Here is a 16,836-nt window from a genome sequence, read left to right as displayed (position 1 = left end):
TGTCGTCCTTTTCGGTCGGGTGACTCCTGACCCTGGCCGGAGTTCGGCCTCACCGCAACGGGTGCGCGACTGTGAAAATGCGATGAACCGTCACTCCGCCAACACCGCCAGTTCGCCGAGCACGCGTGGGTTGGCGAGGATGCGGAAGTGCCCGCCGGTGTCGAGCTCGACGTTGGTGGCGCCGGGCAGTTCGCTGCCGCCCGGGATGTGCGGGTCGAACTGCCCGTAGACCGACACGATGCGGGAGTTCACGGCGGCCTGGTGCGACAGCGCCACGATGGTCTCGTCGTCGGGCCGGAAGATGCGCAGGCTCGGCGCGAACAGGTAGCGGGCGTAGCGCGAGCCGCCGAACGGTGCCGCCACGGCGAGCATCGACTCCACGCGTGCGGCCCCCGCGCCGAGCGACATGACGTGCTTGCCCACGAGCCCGCCCTTGCTGTGGGCGGCGATCACCACACCGTGCAGGTCGTGCTCGGTGAGGTAGGCCGTCACCTCGCCGGCCGCCTCCGCGACGGGCCGCCGGTTCCAGCGCAACGCGTCGATGACGTGCACCGGATGCCCGCGCTCGTGCAGCGCCCGGATGAGCGGTTCCAGAAACCGCCAGGTCTCGTAGACCCCCGGGATGACGACGATCGGCACGCGCGACCCGCCGCGGAACGACGCCGGGTCGGTGCGGTCGACGAGGGCGCGCGCCTGCCAGTAGAGCGCGTAGGCGTAATCGCGCACCCACCAGTCGAGCGCTCGCGGCCACGACGTCGTCATGACACCCAGGCGCCGGCCCGCGGCTCACCCGCCGCGATGCCGGCGAGGAACGAGCGGATGCCGGCCGCCACCGCACGCGGCGCGGTGAACTGCACCACGTGCCGATGCCCCGGCACCACCACGAACCGGCCATGAGGCGCGCGATCGCGCAGCCGGCGGCACCACGACGTTCCGGCGATCGGGTCGTTGCCGCCGCGCAGCACGAGGAACGGCATCGTGAGAAGGGCGACCCGGTCTTCGAGGGGATAGGTCAGCATGGGGCGCGACTCGCGCAGGAACCAGACCGGCCCGCAGCGCAGGTAGTCGACCAGCACGACGGCGTTGACGGCCGGCGTCTCGCCCAGCACGTCGAGGCCGAGCGCGGCCGACTGGGCGAGGAGCGTGCGGTGCCGGTCGTCGGCCACGGGGCCGATGGCCACCACGGTGGCGGCCAGATCGGGCCGCTCGACCGCGAGTTCGACCACCCACTGCGCGCCCATCGAGTGGCCGACGAGCACGGCGTCGCTCACGCCCAGTTCGTCGAGCACCCGGGCGAGCCCGGCGGCCATCGCGGCCACACCCGGTGCGGTGCCCGGCTTCGGCAGCCCAGCGAAGCCCGGCAGGTCGATGGAATAGACGTCACCCGCGGTCTCGAACTCGGCGTGCAGCTTCGCCAGGTAGCGGTGCGACGTGCCGATGCCGTGGATGAGCACCACGGCGTGGGGCCGGGGCCGGCCTGAGGTCGCGGCATCCGGTGCCCTGATCGACGACAGCACGCGGTAGACACCGGCGCCGGTCGTGATGCGGCGGTCGTCTCGCGTCAGCCGCTCCCCCACGGTGCACCGCGCCTTGCTCTGGAACCCATTCCCTCACCGTATGCCCCGCGGCCCGAACCGGCACGGGGTGCGCCGGCAGACGGCACGCGGGCACCGGCACGGGTGCGCCGGCAGACGGCGCGCGGGGTCAGCGCCCGGAGAGCACCCGGATGAAGTCGGCCAGGAACGCCGGCCGGTCGACCTCGAGCACCACGAGCGTGTCGGGCGCGGGCGTGGTCGGCCAGCTCACCGGCAGCCCCTCCGCCGTGCGCACCAGGTGGGCGCGCGACGCGTAACCGTCGGTCGTGATGTTGACCGGCCCGCGCACCGACTTCGTGATCCACTCGGGCTGCACGAGCAGCGCGGCGGCGAGTCCGTCGTGGGCCGACGACACCCGGCGGCCCCACGCGGTCTGGTAGAAGTCGACGTACGCCTCGAGCACCTGGGCCGAGAAAGTGCCCCACTCGGTGCCCGCGCGGTGCAGGGCCTGCATGGCCTGTTCGTCGACGATCGTGCCGGCCGTCACGTTCACGCCCACCATCACGAGCTCGTTGCGGGGCGCGGCGAACACCCGGGCGGCCGCCTCGGCGTCGTTGTTGATGTTGGCGTCGACCATGAGCACCTCGCCGAGCGGCGGGAACGGCCCCGATCCGCCCATGATCACGACCGAACGGTAGAGCGTCAGCAGGTCGGGCTCGATCTCGAGGGCCAGCCCCAGGTTCGTCAGCGGGCCGATCGGCAGCAGGTCGTAGTAGCCGGGCCGCGACCGGCCGAGTTCGACGAGCAGCTCGGCCGCCGACAGCGGCGAGAGGTTCTTCGGCGCGATCGGGTCTGACCACAGGTCGCCGAGGCCGTCCCGGCCGTGCACGGCGGCGGCGATCAGGGGCTCGCCCGAGAGCGGCCCGGCGGCGCCCTTGGCCACGAGCACGTCGTCGAGGCCGGCCACCTTCAGCACCCGGGCGATGTTGGTGACGGATGACTCCACCGGCGTGTTGCCGTAGACGCTCGTGATGGCCGAGATCTCGACGTCGTCGCGGCCGGCCAGATAGAGCAGCGCCAGCGCGTCGTCGATGCCGGTGTCGGTGTCGACCACGACGTGGCGCACGGAGTCGGTCAGGGTGTCAGGGGCGGAGTCGGTGGTCGGCACGAGTCGAGACTAATGGGCCGCGACCGCACCCGAGCCGTTCACTACGGGCTGTTACGACCGGGGTTGGCGCCCGGTCGGCCGCACGACCTATGCTCGGCGGAAGTGAACGCCAACGCCCCTCTCACCCTCCACCGCTCGCCGGTGCTGCTGCCCGTCGGGGCGCCGCCCATCGCCGACGGGGCGATCGCCGTGCGAGGCGCACGGGTGGTCGCCGTCGGCGGCCACGACGAGCTCAGCGCGACCTTCCGCGACGTCGACGGAACCCGCCGGGTCGAGTGGGGCGGAACGATCACGCCGGGCCTCGTGAACGCCCACACGCACCTGCAGTACACCGACATGGCCGAGGTCGGCCGGGGCCGTTACAGCGGCTTCGAGAACTGGTCGCGATCGTTCCAGGCCGCCTACGTCGCGCCGCACGACTGGGCCGCCTCCGCCGCCGACGGCGCTCAGCAGGCCATCCGGTCGGGCACGACGGCGGTGGCCGACGTCGTCACCGACCCGGCCGCCGCGAGCGCCCTGCACGATGCCGGGCTGCACGGAGTGGCGTTCTGGGAGGTCTTCAACTGGAAGGCCGCCCGGTGGCGCGACGAGGGCCGGCGCACGGTGCTCGAACAACTCGCGCGCATCCCCGCTCCCCCGGCCGCCGGGCTCTCGCCCCACGCCGTCTATTCGCTCGACACCCACGTGCTCCGCGACCTCGTGGCCCTGGTCGCCGAGCTCGGTCTGCGCCAGCACATCCACGCCGCCGAGGCCGCCTCCGAAGACGAGTTCACCCGCACCGGCACGGGCACCCTGGCCGACCAGTGGCGGCGCTACGGCCATTCCGACCTGCAGCTGCTCGCCGGCGGCGGAGTGGGACTCGGCAGCATCGCCTACCTCGACTCGCTCGGCGCCCTCGCGCCCACGACTCATCTGGCGCACGGCATCTACGTCGACGCCGACGACCGCGCGCTGCTGCGGGCGCGCGGTGTGTCGGTGGCCCTGTGCCCGCGCTCGAACGCCGTGATCGGGCTCGAGCCGCCTCCCGTCGCCGCCTATCTCACCGAGGGCAACGCCCTCGCCGTCGGCACCGATTCGCTCTCGTCGGCTCCGTCGCTCTCGGTGCTGGCGGATGTCGCGGCCCTCCACGCCCTCGCCCGCGCCCAGGGCTACCGCGCCCCCGACCTCGCCGCCCGCTTGCTCGACGCGGCGACCCTGGGCGGCGCCCGCGCGCTGGGACTCGCCGACGGGCCGGACGCGACGGGCGCCCTGCGCCCCGGCACGAGGGCCGATTTCGCCGTGTTCGACACCGCGAGCGCCGACCCGTCCGACGCCCTGCACGAACTCGTCGAGACGGGAACGACCGCGACGACTGCGACCTTCACCCGTGGCGAGCCGCTCTGGCTCGCCACGGCGGCCGACGAACGAGGAGGCATCCGTGTCTGACCGAAGCCCACTGCTCTGGGGCCTCTACGAACAAGCCTGCATCGGCAACGGCTCCGGCGCGGTCAGCCTCTGGACCCATCCGGCCGACGAGCGCCTGTCCGCTCTCGGCCTGCGGTACTGGCTCGATCTCGGCAGGCGGGCCGAAGAGGCCGGCCTCGACCTGTTCTTCTTCGGCGACGTGCTCGGGCTCTACGACACCTACCGGGGCTCGGCCGACACCGCGCTCGAGTGGGGCGTCGAGCTTCCGGCCCACGACCCGCTGCTGCACATCCCCGCCCTCGCCGCCGTCACCGATCACATCGCCTTCGGCGCGACGGTGTCGACCACCTACGAGCATCCGTTCGCCCACGCTCGCCGGTTCAGCACGCTCGACCACCTCACCGCCGGGCGCATCGCCTGGAACATCGTCACCTCCTACCTGCCCGGCGCGGCCGCGAACTTCGGCCTCGACGTCATAGCGCACGACACCCGCTACGACCGCGGCGACGAGTTCCTCGACGTGGTCTACCGGCTCTGGGAGGGCAGCTGGGAGCAGGACGCCTTCATCGGCAGCAAGGCCGAGCGCCGCTTCGCCGACCCCGCCAAGGTGCATCAGATCGACTACCGCGGCAGCCTGTTCCAGGTCGCGGGCCCGCACCTCAGCGTGCCGTCGCCGCAGCGCACGCCGGTGCTCATCCAGGCCGGCTGGTCGCCGCGCGGGCGCGAGTTCGCGGCCACGCACGCCGAGCTCATCTTCGTCGGCGAATCCGATCCGGTGAAGATCAGAGAGGGGCTCGCCGACATCCGCCGCCGGGCCGAGGAACTGGGTCGCGACCCGTCGCAGATCCGCGCGGTCGTGGGCCTCAACCAGATCGTGGCACCCACCCGCATCGCGGTGCAGCAGAAGATCGACGACTTCCAGTCGTACTACTCCTCCGAGGCGCAGCTCGCGGCCTACGCGGGGTGGAGCGGCATCGACTTCTCGGCCTACCGCGACGACGAGCCGCTCGCCAAGCAGCAGACCAACGCCACGCAGATCGCGGGCACCAAACCCGACACACCACCGCTGCTCGCCGGCGACGTGCGGCGGCAGTTCAGCAAGGTGACCGCCTTCGCCGACGACCGCTTCATCGGAACGCCCACGGAGGTCGCCGACAACGTGGAGCGCTTCGTCGACGAGTCCGGGGTCGACGGCTTCCTCATCCACCAGTTCATCTCGCCCGGCTCGCTCGACGAGTTCACCGAACTGCTCGTGCCGGAGCTGCGCGAGCGCGGCCTGTTCGGCGGCTTCCCGGCATCCGGAACCCTGCGTTCGCGGTTGCGCGACGACCGGGCCGACCTGCTGCCGGCCGATCACCCCGCCGCCGCCGTGCGTCGCGGCTGAGCCCTTCCTAGGGCTCACGGGCGCCGTGCGGAGGCCGGTTTGTTACGGTTTCTTTCGCTGTGTTTCCCCCGCATTACGATTCGGTGGCGGCCCGGCCCAGCGTTGATAAGACTGAGTGTCCCAGCACGAACAAAGGACCTCGATCACATGGCACTGATTCCGAAGCGCGCCCTGCCGACCACGCTCACCGCGGTCGCCGTGGCGGGCGCTCTCACCCTCGCGGGCTGCTCCTCGTCGGGCACCGCGTCATCGACCGACAGCGGCTCGTCGACCGACTTCGGCGGCGTGAAGCTGACCGTCTGGAACAACATCGACTACGACCCCTACCAGAGTCTGCAGGAGAAGTACTTCGCCGACTGCGCCACCCAGCTGAACATCGAAGTCGACAACCAGACCATCACGGGTGACTACACCTCGAAGCTGCTGCAGGCCGCGAGCTCGAAGTCGCTGCCCGACATCGCGCTGCTGTCGACGGACGTGCAGATTCCGCTGCTGGCCTCGCAGGGCGTGCTGTCCGACCTGGGGCCGCTCGGCGTCACGACCGACGGGCTCGAAGACAGCGTCGCCGCGCTCGGGCAGTACGAGGACACCCTCTACGGCCTGCCGGTGCAGGTGGAGGACTACGCGCTGTTCTACGACAAGGCCGCCTTCGAGGCCGCCGGCATCACCGAGCCGCCCGCGACCTTCGAGGAGCTCGAGGCCGACGCCCGCACCCTCACGCAAGACGGCCGCTACGGCGTCTCGTTCGCCGGCAACGCCGTCGACGGCGCCGCGCCGGTCTACTTCCTGCCGTTCCTGCTGAGCGCCGGCGGCGACCCCGCCGACCCCACCAGCGACGGAGCGGTCGCGGCCGTCGACCTCTACAAGACGCTGGTCGACGACGGGAGCCTCTCGAAGGAGTTCGTCAACTGGGGCTGGGACGCCACCGACCAGTTCACCGGCGGCAAGGCCGCGATCACGGTGACCGGCCCGTGGCAGCTCGTCACGCCCACCGACTTCGACTACGGCATCGCGCCCTTCCCGACGCTGACGGCCGGCGAGGAGCCCAAGGTGGGCCTGCTCGGTTACGCCTACGGCGTCGCCGCTCAGAGCGACGAGAACAAGGCGAAGGCCGCGGCCGCTCTGGTCGAGTGCCGTGCGTCGGAGGAGAACCAGCTCGAGACGGCCGTGCAGGGCGGCTACATCCCCGCCCTGACGAGCGCTCAGGAAGGCTTCGTCGAGCAGGTTCCGGGAGCCGCGCCGTTCGTCGACGCCGTGCCCACCGCCGTCAACACCGCCACCCTCGGCACCGACTGGAACACCCTGCAGCAGCAGTACGTCACCGCCATCCAGAACGCCACCGTGAACGGTGTCAGCGCGAAGGACGCGCTGGCAGAGGCAGTCAAGAGCCAGTGACCCGGGCAGTCGCCGGGCCTCGCCGGCCGGAACCCTCGCGGTCCGGCCGGCGAGGCCTGTCGCTGGCCGGCCGCAGCCGGGCCGAACAGCTGGCATTCCTCGTTCCGGCGATCGTCTTCTTCGCCCTGTGCTTCGTGTTCCCGCTCGGCTACGGCGTCTACATGAGCACCACCGACTTCACCACCGGCACCTTCTTCACCGGCAAGGCCCCCTTCGTGGGGCTCGACAACTTCGCCGACATCTTCGCCTCGCCCCTGCTCGGCAAGGCCGTTCTCAACACCGTCGTGATCACCGTCGTCTCGGTGGTGGTGGAGCTCGTCGTCGGCTTCGCGCTGGCCCTGCACTTCAACCGCCGCTTCCCCGGCAGCCGCTGGCTGCCGATGCTGCTGCTCATCCCGTGGTTGCTACCGGCCGTGGTGGTCGGCACCATCTGGAAGTGGCTGCTCTCGGGCGACGGAGCGGTCAACGACATCCTGCACACCCTCGGCCTGCCCACCAACGCCTGGCTCGCCGACCCGACGACCGCGCTCTGGGCCGTGGTGGCGGTGGCGATCTGGAGCGGGCTGCCCTACTGGGTGACGATCCTCGGCGCCGCCCTCAAACAAGTGCCCGACGAACAGCTCGAGGCCGCGCAACTCGACGGCGCCGGGGCGTGGAAGCGGCTGCTGCACATCGTGGTTCCGGCGATCTGGCCCGTGATCTCGGTGCTCGTCGTGATGAGCGTCATCTACACCCTGCTGATCGTCGACCTCGTGCTCGTGCTCACCCAGGGCGGCCCGGCCGACAACACGGTCACCCTCGGCCTGCTCTCCTACCGCTCGGCGTTCCAGTTGTTCGAGTTCGGCAACGCCGGGGCCTACGGCATCGTGCTGCTCGTGATCAGCCTCGCCTTCGCCGCGGTCTACACCTGGCTGTCGGGCCGGCGGGAGCGCAGCGAACGATGACCGCCGTGCCCGTCTCCCGCCGCCGTCGCCGTCGCGTCGGCTGGCTGCTCACCCTCGCGAGTGTCGCCATCCTCGTGGTGTACCTCTTTCCGATCTTCTGGATGCTCTCGGCGTCGCTCCAGCCGGGAGTCACGTCGGCGAACATCGAATGGGTTCCTCCCGCGCCGTCGCTCGACGGCTACAGCACGGTGTTCGAAGACGGCCTCGACGCCCTGCGGGTGAGCCTGATCGTGGCCTTCGGATCGGTGGCGCTCACCCTGGTGATCGCGGTCCCCGCCGCCTACGCCCTCAGCCGGGTGCGCTCGCGCACGGTCGGCGTCGCCCTCGTGCTGCTGCTGCTCGCCCAGATGATCCCGAGCATCGTGCTCGCGAACTCGTTCTACGCCATGTTCAACTCGTGGGGCATCCTCAACACCTACGTCGGGCTGATCCTCGCGGATGCCACGGCCGGTGTGCCGTTCGCGGTGATCGTGCTGCGCGCCTTCATGCTGCGTCTCGACCACGACATCGTCGAGGCGGGCAAGCTCGACGGGCTGGGCCCGATCGGAAGTCTGCTGCGCATCGTGGTGCCGCTGTCGCGGAACGCCATCATCACGGCGGGCGTCTTCACGTTCCTGTTCGCATGGGGCGACCTGCTCTTCGGGCTCACGCTCGTGACCCAGGACCAGATGTATCCGATGACCGTGTTCGTCTATGCCCTCACCAGCTCGCAGGTCACCAGCTGGGCGGCCGTCATGGCCGCGTCGCTCGTGGCGAGCGTGCCGGCGCTCATCGTGGTGTTCGCGGCGCAGCGCTACATCAAGGCCGGCATCGCGGTGGGCGGCGGGCGCTGATTCACCGGGGGGGGTGCCGGGGACGGCGGCTCGGGTCAGCGCCAGCTCGGGTCAGCGCCAGGCGTCGGCCAGGAGCTCGTAGGAGCGGATGCGGTCGGCCAGGGCGTGCGCCTGCGTCGAGACCACGAGCTCGTCGGCGCCGGTCGCGGCGGCGAGGGCCCGCAGGCGCCTGACGACCGTCGCGGGTGAGCCGACGATGCGGCTCTCGAGCCGGTCGGCCACGATCGCCGTGTGATCGGCGGTCCACGGGAAGCGTGCGAAGGTCTGCGGGCTCGGGAACGGGTCGGCGGCATACCGCGTGCGCACCGTGTGCAGCCATAGCGCAAAGGGTGCCGCGAGCCGTTCGGCTTCGTCGTCGGTGTCGGCGACGAGCACGTCGGCCGACACGGCGAGGTGCGGGCGGTCGAGCTCGGCCGACGGCACGAAGGCCTCGCGGTAGGCCGCGACGGTCTCGAAGACGGTCTGCGGCACCGAGTGGTAGTTGGCCCCGAACCGCAGGCCGTTGCGGCCGGCCACCTCGGCGCTGACGCCGGCCGAGCTGCCGTGGATCCACACCTCGACGTCGGCACCCTCGGCGGGGGTCGCGACGACCGGCACGCCCTCGGGCGCGCGGTAGTCGCCGCGCAAGAACCCGAGCACGTCGTCGACCTGCTCGCCGAAGTCCGCGGGGTCGCCAGGGGTTCGCGAGAGCAGCCGGTCGTTGAGCCCGGCGCGCACGTCGGCGAACGGATGCACCACGCGCGCCGGCACGACGACGCCGTCGACCGTGTGGCTCGGGCCGACGGGCCCCGGCCGCAGGTCGCCGCCCTCGAGGCGCGCATTCGACGCCCGCCCGCGCTCGCGCACCTCGGCGCCCGGGCCCCCTCGGCCGATGCCGAGATCGAAGCCGCGGCCCGTGAGCGCCGCCGCCGTGCCCGCGATCTCGGCCACCTGCAGCGGCGAGTGGTTGTCGATCACGATCACCGCCGTGCCGACCCGGATGCTGCCGGTCGCCGCCGCGATCGTCGGGGCGAGCAGGTACGACGCCGCTCCGGCGCCCCCAGGGTAGAGGTGGTGCTCGGCGAGCCAGAACCGGGCGTACCCGGCCCGGTCGGCCGCGCGGGCCAGCTCGACCGACTCGGCGAGCGCCGCCGCGGGCGTGCCGCCCTCGGGCACCAGCACCAGGTCGAGCACGGAGAGGGGGATTGCGGTCATGGCAGGTCTCGCAGCACGTGCCCATCCTGCCAAACCCGGGCCGCGCATCCCGGCGCGTGGTCACACAGCGACATCTGCCCTCGTGCGCCGTCGCGCTCCCCTAGATTAGGTGTGATGAGCGACGGTCTTCGGCAGGTGCACCTGGGCGCCTTCTACCCGAACGACCACCATCACACGCTGTGGAGCCATCCGGATGCCGGCAGCCAGATCGAGTTCGAGGCCTTCCGGCACTTCGCCCGCAGCGCCGAGCGCGGCGCCTTCGACTTCGTCTTCCTCGCCGAGGCCAACTGGCTGCAGGAGCATCGCGGGCGGGTGATCGACCATGCCATCCTCGACAAGCCCGACTCGCTCACCGTGCTCTCGGCGCTGGCCGCCGAGACCGAGAGCATCGGGCTGGTCGCCACCATCGGCACCACGTTCTCCGACCCCTACGACGTCGCCCGGCGGCTCGCGGCCGTTCACCACCTCTCGGGCGGCCGGGCGGGCTGGAACGTCGTGACCTCGCACACGACCTTCGGCATCGGGGCGTCGTCGAACTTCCGGCCCGACCGCATGGTGGCGCACGCCGACCGCTACAGTCAGGCCGACGCCTTCATCCGCGAGGTGCAGCGGCTCTGGTCGGGCGACGACGACGACGCCGCCTTCGCGCCCGTGGCCGGCCCGCAGCCGTCGATCGTGCAGGCCGGCGGCTCGGCCGAGGGCCGCGATCTCGCGGCCGCGCACGCCGAAGTGGTGTTCGCCGGGCGCCGCAGCATCGAGGAGTCGCGGGCGTTCTGCCGCGACATCCGTTCGCGCCGGCGGGCGCTCGGCCGCGACGACGACGTGGTGATCATGCCGAGCACGGCGTTCGTGCTGGGCGACACCCCCGCCGAGGCCGAGGAGCGGTTGCGGGAATGGCGCGCACTCGAGATGACTCCCCGTGTCGCCGCCTTTCTGCTCGAAGAAGTGTGGGGGCACGACCTCAGCGACTTCGACGTCGACGGGCCGCTGCCCGACTTCGACCCCGACTGGCATCACGCCGACGCGTTCGCGCGCGGCCAGGTCGGCGGCGAGCGGGATGCGCGGGTGCTGGTGGCCGGCTGGCGGCGCATCGCCGAAGAGCAGCAGCTCACCACCCGCCAGCTGCTCAGCACCGTGCGGGCCCGGCGCGACTTCGTCGGCACCCCCCGGCAGGTGGCCGATCAGATCAACACCTGGGTGCAGTCCGGCGCGGCCGACGGCTTCGTGGTGAACCCCTCGGTGGTGCCGAGCGGTCTCGACGAGTTCGTCGACCGGGTGGTGCCCGAGCTGCAGGAGCTCGGGGTGTACCGCGCGGGCTACTCGGGCGACACCCTGCAGCACCATCTGCGCGAGGGGGCCGCGGTGGTCGGCGATGACTGACGCACCCGGCGCAGGCGCCGCCGCGGCATCCGGCGCCTACCCGAAGATCGAGCTGCACGTGCACCTCGAGGGGGCCGTGCGGCCGGCGACCCTGTTCACGCTGGCGCGACGCAACGGTGTGGCGCTGCCGGTCGACACGCTCGCCGAGCTGGAGCGGTTCTACGACTTCCGTGACTTCGACCACTTCATCGACGTGTGGAACGTCACGACCGACGTGCTGTTCACCGCCTCGGACTTCCGCCAGGTGGTGGTCGACTACGCCCGTGAGGCGGCGGGGTTCGGGGCCGTCTACCTCGAGGGCATCTTCTCGCCCGGCCAGTACTACGCCAGGGGCATCGAGGGGCGCGAGCTGTTCGAGGGGTTCACCGACGGCATCCAGGACGCCTTCGAGCAGACCGGGGTTATCGTGCGACTCACTCCCGACATCGACCGCAACCGGCCGCCCGCGCTGAGCCGGGAGCTGGTGGAGGAGTCGATCCGGTTCCGCGATCGCGGCATCGTGGGCATCGGGCTCGGCGGGCGCGAACGGGCGGCGCCGACCAGCGCGTTCGCCGAGCTGTTCGAGCGGGCGCGCGATGGCGGGCTCGCCGCGGTGCCGCACGCGGGTGAGGATGCCGGGCCGTCGTCGGTGCGGGAGGCCGTCGAGCTGCTGGGGGCGGCGCGCATCCGCCACGGCTTCCGGGCGATCGACGACCCGGCACTGGTGGCCGAGCTGCGCGATCGCGGCATCGTGCTCGACGTGTGCCCCACCTCGAACCTGCGCACCCGGGTGGTGAGGAGCCTCGACGAGCATCCGCTGAGGGCCATGCTCGAGCTGCGCCTGCCGGTGACGGTCAACACCGACGATCCGGCGATGTTCGGCACCGATCTCGGCGTCGAGCACGCCTTCGCCCGCTCGGTGGGAGCCGACCCGCGGAGTCTGTTCGAGGCCGGCGTGCTGGGGCAGGTGTCGGGGCCCGAGATGGCGGAGCGGCTGCGCGCGATCGGCGAGGCCCATTGGGCGGGAGGCCAGGGCTCGGGCAGCGCGGGCCCGGGCGGCGCGGGCCCGGCCGGCGCGGGCTCGGTCGGCGCGGCGTACGGGGAGGCGTCGTGAGCTCATCGCAGGCGCCCGGGAGCACCGCGGCGCGCGTGCTCGTCGGGCTCGGGCTCGACGGGATCGGCGCCGACGGCGGGGCCGCCGGGGTCGCCGCGCTCGCCGATGCCGCGACCCGCGCCGACGCGCTCGGCTTCGACTTCGTCGCGCTCGACGATCCGCTGGCGCGCGTGGCCGACGGCGGCCCCCGCCTCTCCGCGGTCGACGCGCTCGCGTTCGTCGCCCGCCGCACGAGCCGGGTCGCGTTGCTCGCGAGCGCGTCGAGCCACTACGCCGAGCCGTTCCATGTGGCGAAGGCCATCGCCACGCTCGACTTCGCGAGCGCCGGCCGGGCCGGCCTCCTGCTCGACCCGGCGCGATCGGCCACGGCCGACCGGTTCTTCCCCGCCGCGACCGATCTGGATGCCGCCGGCCGCGCCGCCCAGGCCGTCGAGTTCGCCGTGGTGCTCGGCGACCTCTGGGACTCGTGGGAAGACGGCGCCGAGATCCGCGAGATCGCGACCGGGCGCTACGTCGACAACGCGAAGATCCACCACATCGACCACGACGGGCGGTACTTCCGGGTGAAGGGACCGCTGATCACGCCGCGGCCACCGCAGGGCCGGCCGCCGGTGTTCCTCGCCGACGAGCAGGGCGCCGCGCGGCTCTCGGCCCCGGCGACGAGCGACGACCGGTCGCCCAGCGGCGTGCCCCCTGCCCGGATCGTGCGGACGAACGCCGGTTCCGCCGCCGGCCTGCTCGACGAGGTCGCACGGCAGACGGGGCGGCTCGACCCCGAGCGCACCGCCGGCTCCGGCACGACGCTCCTGCGGGTGACCGTTCCGGCCGGGCTCCTGAGTCACGTGCTGGGCGACCTGGAGCGTTCGCCCGCGGCGCTCCCGGGCGCGACCACCCCGTCCGCACCGGCGCCGACCTTCGCCTCCCGCCTCGGACTGCCCTGGCAGCCCAGCCGCTTCGCGAAGCCCTCCGCCTAGCTCCGGCCGGCCACCTCGTCACGCGCGAGGATGCCTGCGAGATAGTCCATCGCCAGCTCCTCGGCGAGCGCCCGCTTCTCGACGTCGTGGCCCTCTCGCCAGCGCCGGTAGAGCTCCACGCTCGCCACGACCGCCCGAGCGGCATCCGCCCGGTCGTAGCCACTGACGGTCGCCCGCAGCTCGGCCGCCTCGACCGGCGCGAGCCGCTCGAGCTGCCGCACTCCCCGCGGTTCGACGCCCGCGTGCAATGCCGCGAGCGGGCCGAGCACGGCGCCGCGCACGAACGCGAGATGATCGAGCACCTCGAACAGCTCGCCGCGACCGAGCTTGGTGGCGGCGTAGTGCACCCAGACCCAGAACCGGTCCTCGACCCACTGCACGTCGAACGGGCGCGAGACCAGCGGATGCTCGGCGATCGCCCGGGCGAGCAGGCCGGCCGGGTCGTGCACGATCGACGGGTCGGCCACGCGGTCGGCGAAGCCCGCCAGGTCGACGAGCTTGACGTCGACGTGCACGAGCGGCGGCCCGGCCAGGGTGATCACCACCCGGGGCTCGCCGACGTGCTCTCCGGTGAAGCCGGCGACGAGCCGCGCCCACGACCCGACGGCCTCCAGCCGATCGGCGGAGACGTCGGGGTAGGCGGCGTCATCGATCACCACCACGAGATCGATGTCCGAGAACTCGTCGCCGGTTCCGGAGGCGAGCGATCCTGCGACCGCCACCCCCACGACCCGTTCGTCGGCCGCCATCCGCGGCAGAACGAGGTCGAGCAGCGATTGCTGCAGCTCCGGAGAATTCATGGGCCCGCTCCTGCCTGGAAGAAAGTCTTCCAGACTAGCGGGCCCGGGCCGGCGTCAGACCAGGATCATGCCGCCTTCGATGGCCATGATCTGGCCGGTGATGTAGTCGGAGTCGCTCGAGGCCAGGAAGATGGCGGTCGGCGCGATGTCCTCCGGCTCCGCCGGGCGCCCGAGCAGGATGCCGGAGGCCATCGAGTCGAAGCCCGAGTCGCCCTCGCCCATCTTCTCGAGGTCGGCGTCGAGCTTCTTCCACAGCGGGGTCGCCACGACGCCCGGGGCGAACCCGTTGACGGTGATGCCGTGCTCGGCGAGCGACCGGGCGGCCGCCTGCGTGAGCGAGATGACCGCGGCCTTCGAGGCGCTGTAGGGGGCGAAGCTCGCGAAGCCGGTGCGGCCGGCGATCGACGCCGTGTTGATCACCTTTCCGCCGCCGCCCTGGGCGATGAACTGCTTCGCCGCCTCCTGGGTGCCGATGAGCACGCCGAGTGCGTTGATGCGCATGATCAGCGAGAAGTTGTCCTCGGTGATCTCGAGGAACTTCATCGGCGCGTTCATGCCGGCGTTGTTGAAGTAGGCGTCGAGGCGGCCGTAGGCCTCGACGGCCTTCGCGATGCCCGCGGCGACGGTGGCGCGGTCGGCGACGTCGACCTGCACGGCGATCGCGGAGCCGCCGGAGGCCGTGATCTCGTCGGCGACCGCCTGGGCGGCGTCGAGGTTGAGGTCGGCGAGCACCACGTTGGCGCCCTCGTTGCCGAGGCCGCGGCCGATGCCGGCGCCGATGCCCGAGCCGCCGCCCGTGACGACGATGGTCTTTCCGGTGAGACGAGCAGTCATGTCTTCTTCCTTGAGGTGAGAGGGGTGTGAACGAGAAGGGGTGATGATCGTGGGGTTCGGCGCAGCCGGCTCAGTGGAAGAGCACCCCGCCGTTGACGTCGATCGACGCCCCGGTGATGTACGAGGCGTGGGCCGAGGTGAGGAACTCGACGGCGTCGACGATGGTCGAGGCGGGCCCGGCGATGCCGAGCGGGATCTTCGCCCACTCGATGGCCTTCATCTCCTCGAACGTGATGCCCCGCGACTCCGCCTCCTCGTGCAGCGCCTTGCGGTGCATCTGGGTGTCGATGTTGCCGGGACACACCACGTTGGCGCGGATGCCCTTCTCGGCGAGCTCGGCGGCGATGGTCTGGGTGAGGTTGATCACGCCGGCCTTCGAGGCGCAGTAGGCCGAGAACAGCGCGTGGCCCGACCGGCCGTACCAGCTGCCGATGGTGACGATCGAGGCGCCGTCGTTGCTCGGCATGAGCGGGATGAACGTGCGGGCCATCAAGAACACCCCGCGCAGGTTGATGTTCTGCGTGCGGTCCCACTCGTCGATCGAGAGCTCGGTGATCGGGCCCGCCTTCTGCAGCACGCCGGCGATGAGGGCCAGCACGTCGACCTCGCCCGACCACGCGGCCACGGTGTCGCGCGCCGCCTCGACCGACTCCGGCGAGGCCACGTTGCACGTCACCTCCAGCACGTCCGCCGAGGGGAACTGCGCACGCAGCTCCCCCGCGACCGACGCGAGCGTCGCGGCATCCACGTCGAGCAGTGCAACGCGATCGCCCAGCTCGAGATAGCGGGCGGCGGCTTCGCGGCCCATGCCTCCGCTCGCGCCGGTGATCACCACGGCGCGGTTCGACTTCGTCGTCTTCATCTGAATTCCTTTCTAGAGGGTCGCGCGAACGGATCCACCGTCGACGCCGAGCGTCGACCCGGTGGTGAACCCCGCGGCGTCGGAGCTGAGGAAGAGCACGGCGTTGGCCACCTCTTCGGGCGTGCCCATGCGGCCCATCGGGATGCCGCGGTCGGAGATGAGGGCGTCGACGGCATCCTGGCCGCTCTTGCCGTAGGCGGCCTCGATGTTCTTGAGCCAGCCCTTGTCGGCGTCGCTCCAGAACGGGGTCCAGATCGGGCCAGGCGCCACGTTGTTCACCCGCACCCGCGGCGCGTAGGCGCGGGCGAGCGACTTCGACACGCTCGCGACGGCGGCCTTCGAGGCGGCGTAGTCGACGATGACGTCTTCGGCCTGACGCGACAGGTCGGAGGTGACGTTGACGACCGCTCCCTTGCCGGCGGCGTACATCGCGGGAACGAGCGCCCGGCACACGCGCACCATCGAGAAGAAGTTCAGCTCGAAGGTGCGGTGGAAGTCGTCGTCGGTGAGTTCTTCGAACGATGCGAGCCGGCCGGCCCCGACGTTGTTCACGAGGATGTCGGGCGCGCCGCCGAACGTCTCCGTCACCTGCTCGAGAGCGCTGCGGATGTCGTCGGCCACCGTCATGTCGGCGTGCACCGCCGTGATGCTGTCACCGAAGCCAGTCTCCGCGGCGTATTCCGTGATCAGATCGTCACGGATGTCGACACCGACGATCCGCGCTCCCTCCCGGGCGAAGGCCTCGACCACCGACCTGCCGATGCCCGTCGCGCTTCCGGTGACGAGCACGTTCTTGCCCGTGAGTCCAAGATCCACCAATGTCAGCCTCCTTGTTGACAGGTCGATGCCGACGGCTTCGTCGGATGTTCAGCGCCGTCAGAGCGGCACGACCATAATTCAACGTTACTGAACGCTTTGCAATGTGTCCAGACGTCGGCGAGTCGCCGCGCCGCCCCGCTCAGACGAGCGGATTCACGCCGACTATTGCCTAAATTGCCCGGGACATCGATGATGTTTCTCGGTCAAGTTATCAATT

16 protein-coding genes are annotated in these 16,836 nt (G+C 71.5%); 8 read left to right on the top strand and 8 right to left on the bottom strand.

The window, feature by feature from the left end:
- Positions 1-90: 90 nt before the first annotated feature.
- The 3 genes from N1032_RS15735 to N1032_RS15725 form a co-directional block, all read right to left on the bottom strand.
- Positions 91-762 carry an esterase/lipase family protein gene (locus tag N1032_RS15735; RefSeq protein ID WP_259540106.1) on the bottom strand — a complete coding sequence of 224 codons (672 nt, stop codon included), beginning with the start codon at positions 760-762 and terminating at the stop codon, positions 91-93.
- A complete protein-coding gene (locus tag N1032_RS15730; protein ID WP_259540105.1) occupies positions 759-1,577 on the bottom strand; it encodes an alpha/beta fold hydrolase in 819 nt (272 codons plus the stop codon). The genes N1032_RS15735 and N1032_RS15730 overlap by 4 nt, the downstream gene beginning before the upstream one ends.
- Positions 1,578-1,704: 127 nt before the next feature.
- Positions 1,705-2,703 (bottom strand): nucleoside hydrolase, encoded by a 999-nt coding sequence (locus N1032_RS15725; RefSeq protein WP_259540104.1) that lies wholly within the window; start codon positions 2,701-2,703, stop codon positions 1,705-1,707.
- 102 nt (positions 2,704-2,805) lie between these two features.
- Here N1032_RS15725 and N1032_RS15720 point away from each other — a divergent pair, with 102 nt between their 5' ends.
- From N1032_RS15720 to N1032_RS15700, 5 genes are all read left to right on the top strand, one after another.
- Positions 2,806-4,128, top strand: a complete 1,323-nt coding sequence (locus N1032_RS15720; protein WP_259540102.1) for an amidohydrolase family protein — start codon at positions 2,806-2,808, stop codon at positions 4,126-4,128.
- Positions 4,121-5,491: an NtaA/DmoA family FMN-dependent monooxygenase gene (locus N1032_RS15715; protein WP_259540101.1), complete on the top strand. Its 1,371-nt coding sequence runs from the start codon at positions 4,121-4,123 to the stop codon at positions 5,489-5,491. The genes N1032_RS15720 and N1032_RS15715 overlap by 8 nt, the downstream gene beginning before the upstream one ends.
- Positions 5,492-5,638: 147 nt before the next feature.
- On the top strand, positions 5,639-6,886 hold the full coding sequence (locus tag N1032_RS15710) for a sugar ABC transporter substrate-binding protein (protein WP_259540100.1): 1,248 nt from the start codon (positions 5,639-5,641) through the stop codon (positions 6,884-6,886).
- Positions 6,883-7,830, top strand: coding sequence for a carbohydrate ABC transporter permease (locus N1032_RS15705; protein ID WP_259540099.1), 948 nt, complete (start codon positions 6,883-6,885; stop codon positions 7,828-7,830). The genes N1032_RS15710 and N1032_RS15705 overlap by 4 nt, the downstream gene beginning before the upstream one ends.
- On the top strand, positions 7,827-8,663 hold the full coding sequence (locus N1032_RS15700) for a carbohydrate ABC transporter permease (RefSeq protein WP_259540098.1): 837 nt from the start codon (positions 7,827-7,829) through the stop codon (positions 8,661-8,663). The genes N1032_RS15705 and N1032_RS15700 overlap by 4 nt, the downstream gene beginning before the upstream one ends.
- Positions 8,664-8,714: 51 nt before the next feature.
- Here N1032_RS15700 and N1032_RS15695 read toward each other — a convergent pair whose 3' ends face one another.
- On the bottom strand, positions 8,715-9,857 hold the full coding sequence (locus tag N1032_RS15695) for an LLM class flavin-dependent oxidoreductase (RefSeq protein ID WP_259540097.1): 1,143 nt from the start codon (positions 9,855-9,857) through the stop codon (positions 8,715-8,717).
- A gap of 114 nt (positions 9,858-9,971) precedes the next feature.
- Here N1032_RS15695 and N1032_RS15690 point away from each other — a divergent pair, with 114 nt between their 5' ends.
- From N1032_RS15690 to N1032_RS15680, 3 genes are read left to right on the top strand one after another with little or no spacing between them, the layout of a single operon-like run.
- A complete protein-coding gene (locus N1032_RS15690) occupies positions 9,972-11,237 on the top strand; it encodes an LLM class flavin-dependent oxidoreductase (RefSeq protein ID WP_259540096.1) in 1,266 nt (421 codons plus the stop codon).
- Positions 11,230-12,330, top strand: a complete 1,101-nt coding sequence (gene add / locus N1032_RS15685; RefSeq protein WP_259540095.1) for an adenosine deaminase — start codon at positions 11,230-11,232, stop codon at positions 12,328-12,330. Before N1032_RS15690 ends, add begins: the two co-directional genes overlap by 8 nt.
- A complete protein-coding gene (locus N1032_RS15680; RefSeq protein ID WP_259540094.1) occupies positions 12,327-13,304 on the top strand; it encodes an LLM class flavin-dependent oxidoreductase in 978 nt (325 codons plus the stop codon). Before add ends, N1032_RS15680 begins: the two co-directional genes overlap by 4 nt.
- Here N1032_RS15680 and N1032_RS15675 read toward each other — a convergent pair.
- The 4 genes from N1032_RS15675 to N1032_RS15660 all read right to left on the bottom strand — a co-directional run bounded on the left by N1032_RS15675 (position 13,301) and on the right by N1032_RS15660 (position 16,616).
- On the bottom strand, positions 13,301-14,104 hold the full coding sequence (locus N1032_RS15675) for a nucleotidyltransferase domain-containing protein (RefSeq protein ID WP_259540093.1): 804 nt from the start codon (positions 14,102-14,104) through the stop codon (positions 13,301-13,303). The two genes, N1032_RS15680 and N1032_RS15675, sit on opposite strands and share 4 nt — an antisense overlap.
- A 54-nt stretch (positions 14,105-14,158) precedes the next feature.
- A complete protein-coding gene (locus N1032_RS15670) occupies positions 14,159-14,938 on the bottom strand; it encodes an SDR family NAD(P)-dependent oxidoreductase (RefSeq protein WP_259540092.1) in 780 nt (259 codons plus the stop codon).
- Between the two features lie 70 nt (positions 14,939-15,008).
- Positions 15,009-15,800 (bottom strand): SDR family NAD(P)-dependent oxidoreductase, encoded by a 792-nt coding sequence (locus N1032_RS15665; protein ID WP_259540091.1) that lies wholly within the window; start codon positions 15,798-15,800, stop codon positions 15,009-15,011.
- A 12-nt stretch (positions 15,801-15,812) separates the two neighbouring features.
- Positions 15,813-16,616, bottom strand: coding sequence for an SDR family NAD(P)-dependent oxidoreductase (locus N1032_RS15660; RefSeq protein ID WP_259540185.1), 804 nt, complete (start codon positions 16,614-16,616; stop codon positions 15,813-15,815).
- Positions 16,617-16,836 lie beyond the last annotated feature (220 nt).

Origin of the sequence: Herbiconiux daphne (genome assembly GCF_024979295.1) — a bacterium.
In the GTDB taxonomy this organism is placed as follows: Bacteria; Actinomycetota; Actinomycetes; order Actinomycetales; family Microbacteriaceae; genus Herbiconiux; species Herbiconiux daphnes.
Note: the sequence above shows the minus strand (reverse complement) of the source record. Positions and strands in the feature narration are given on the sequence as shown.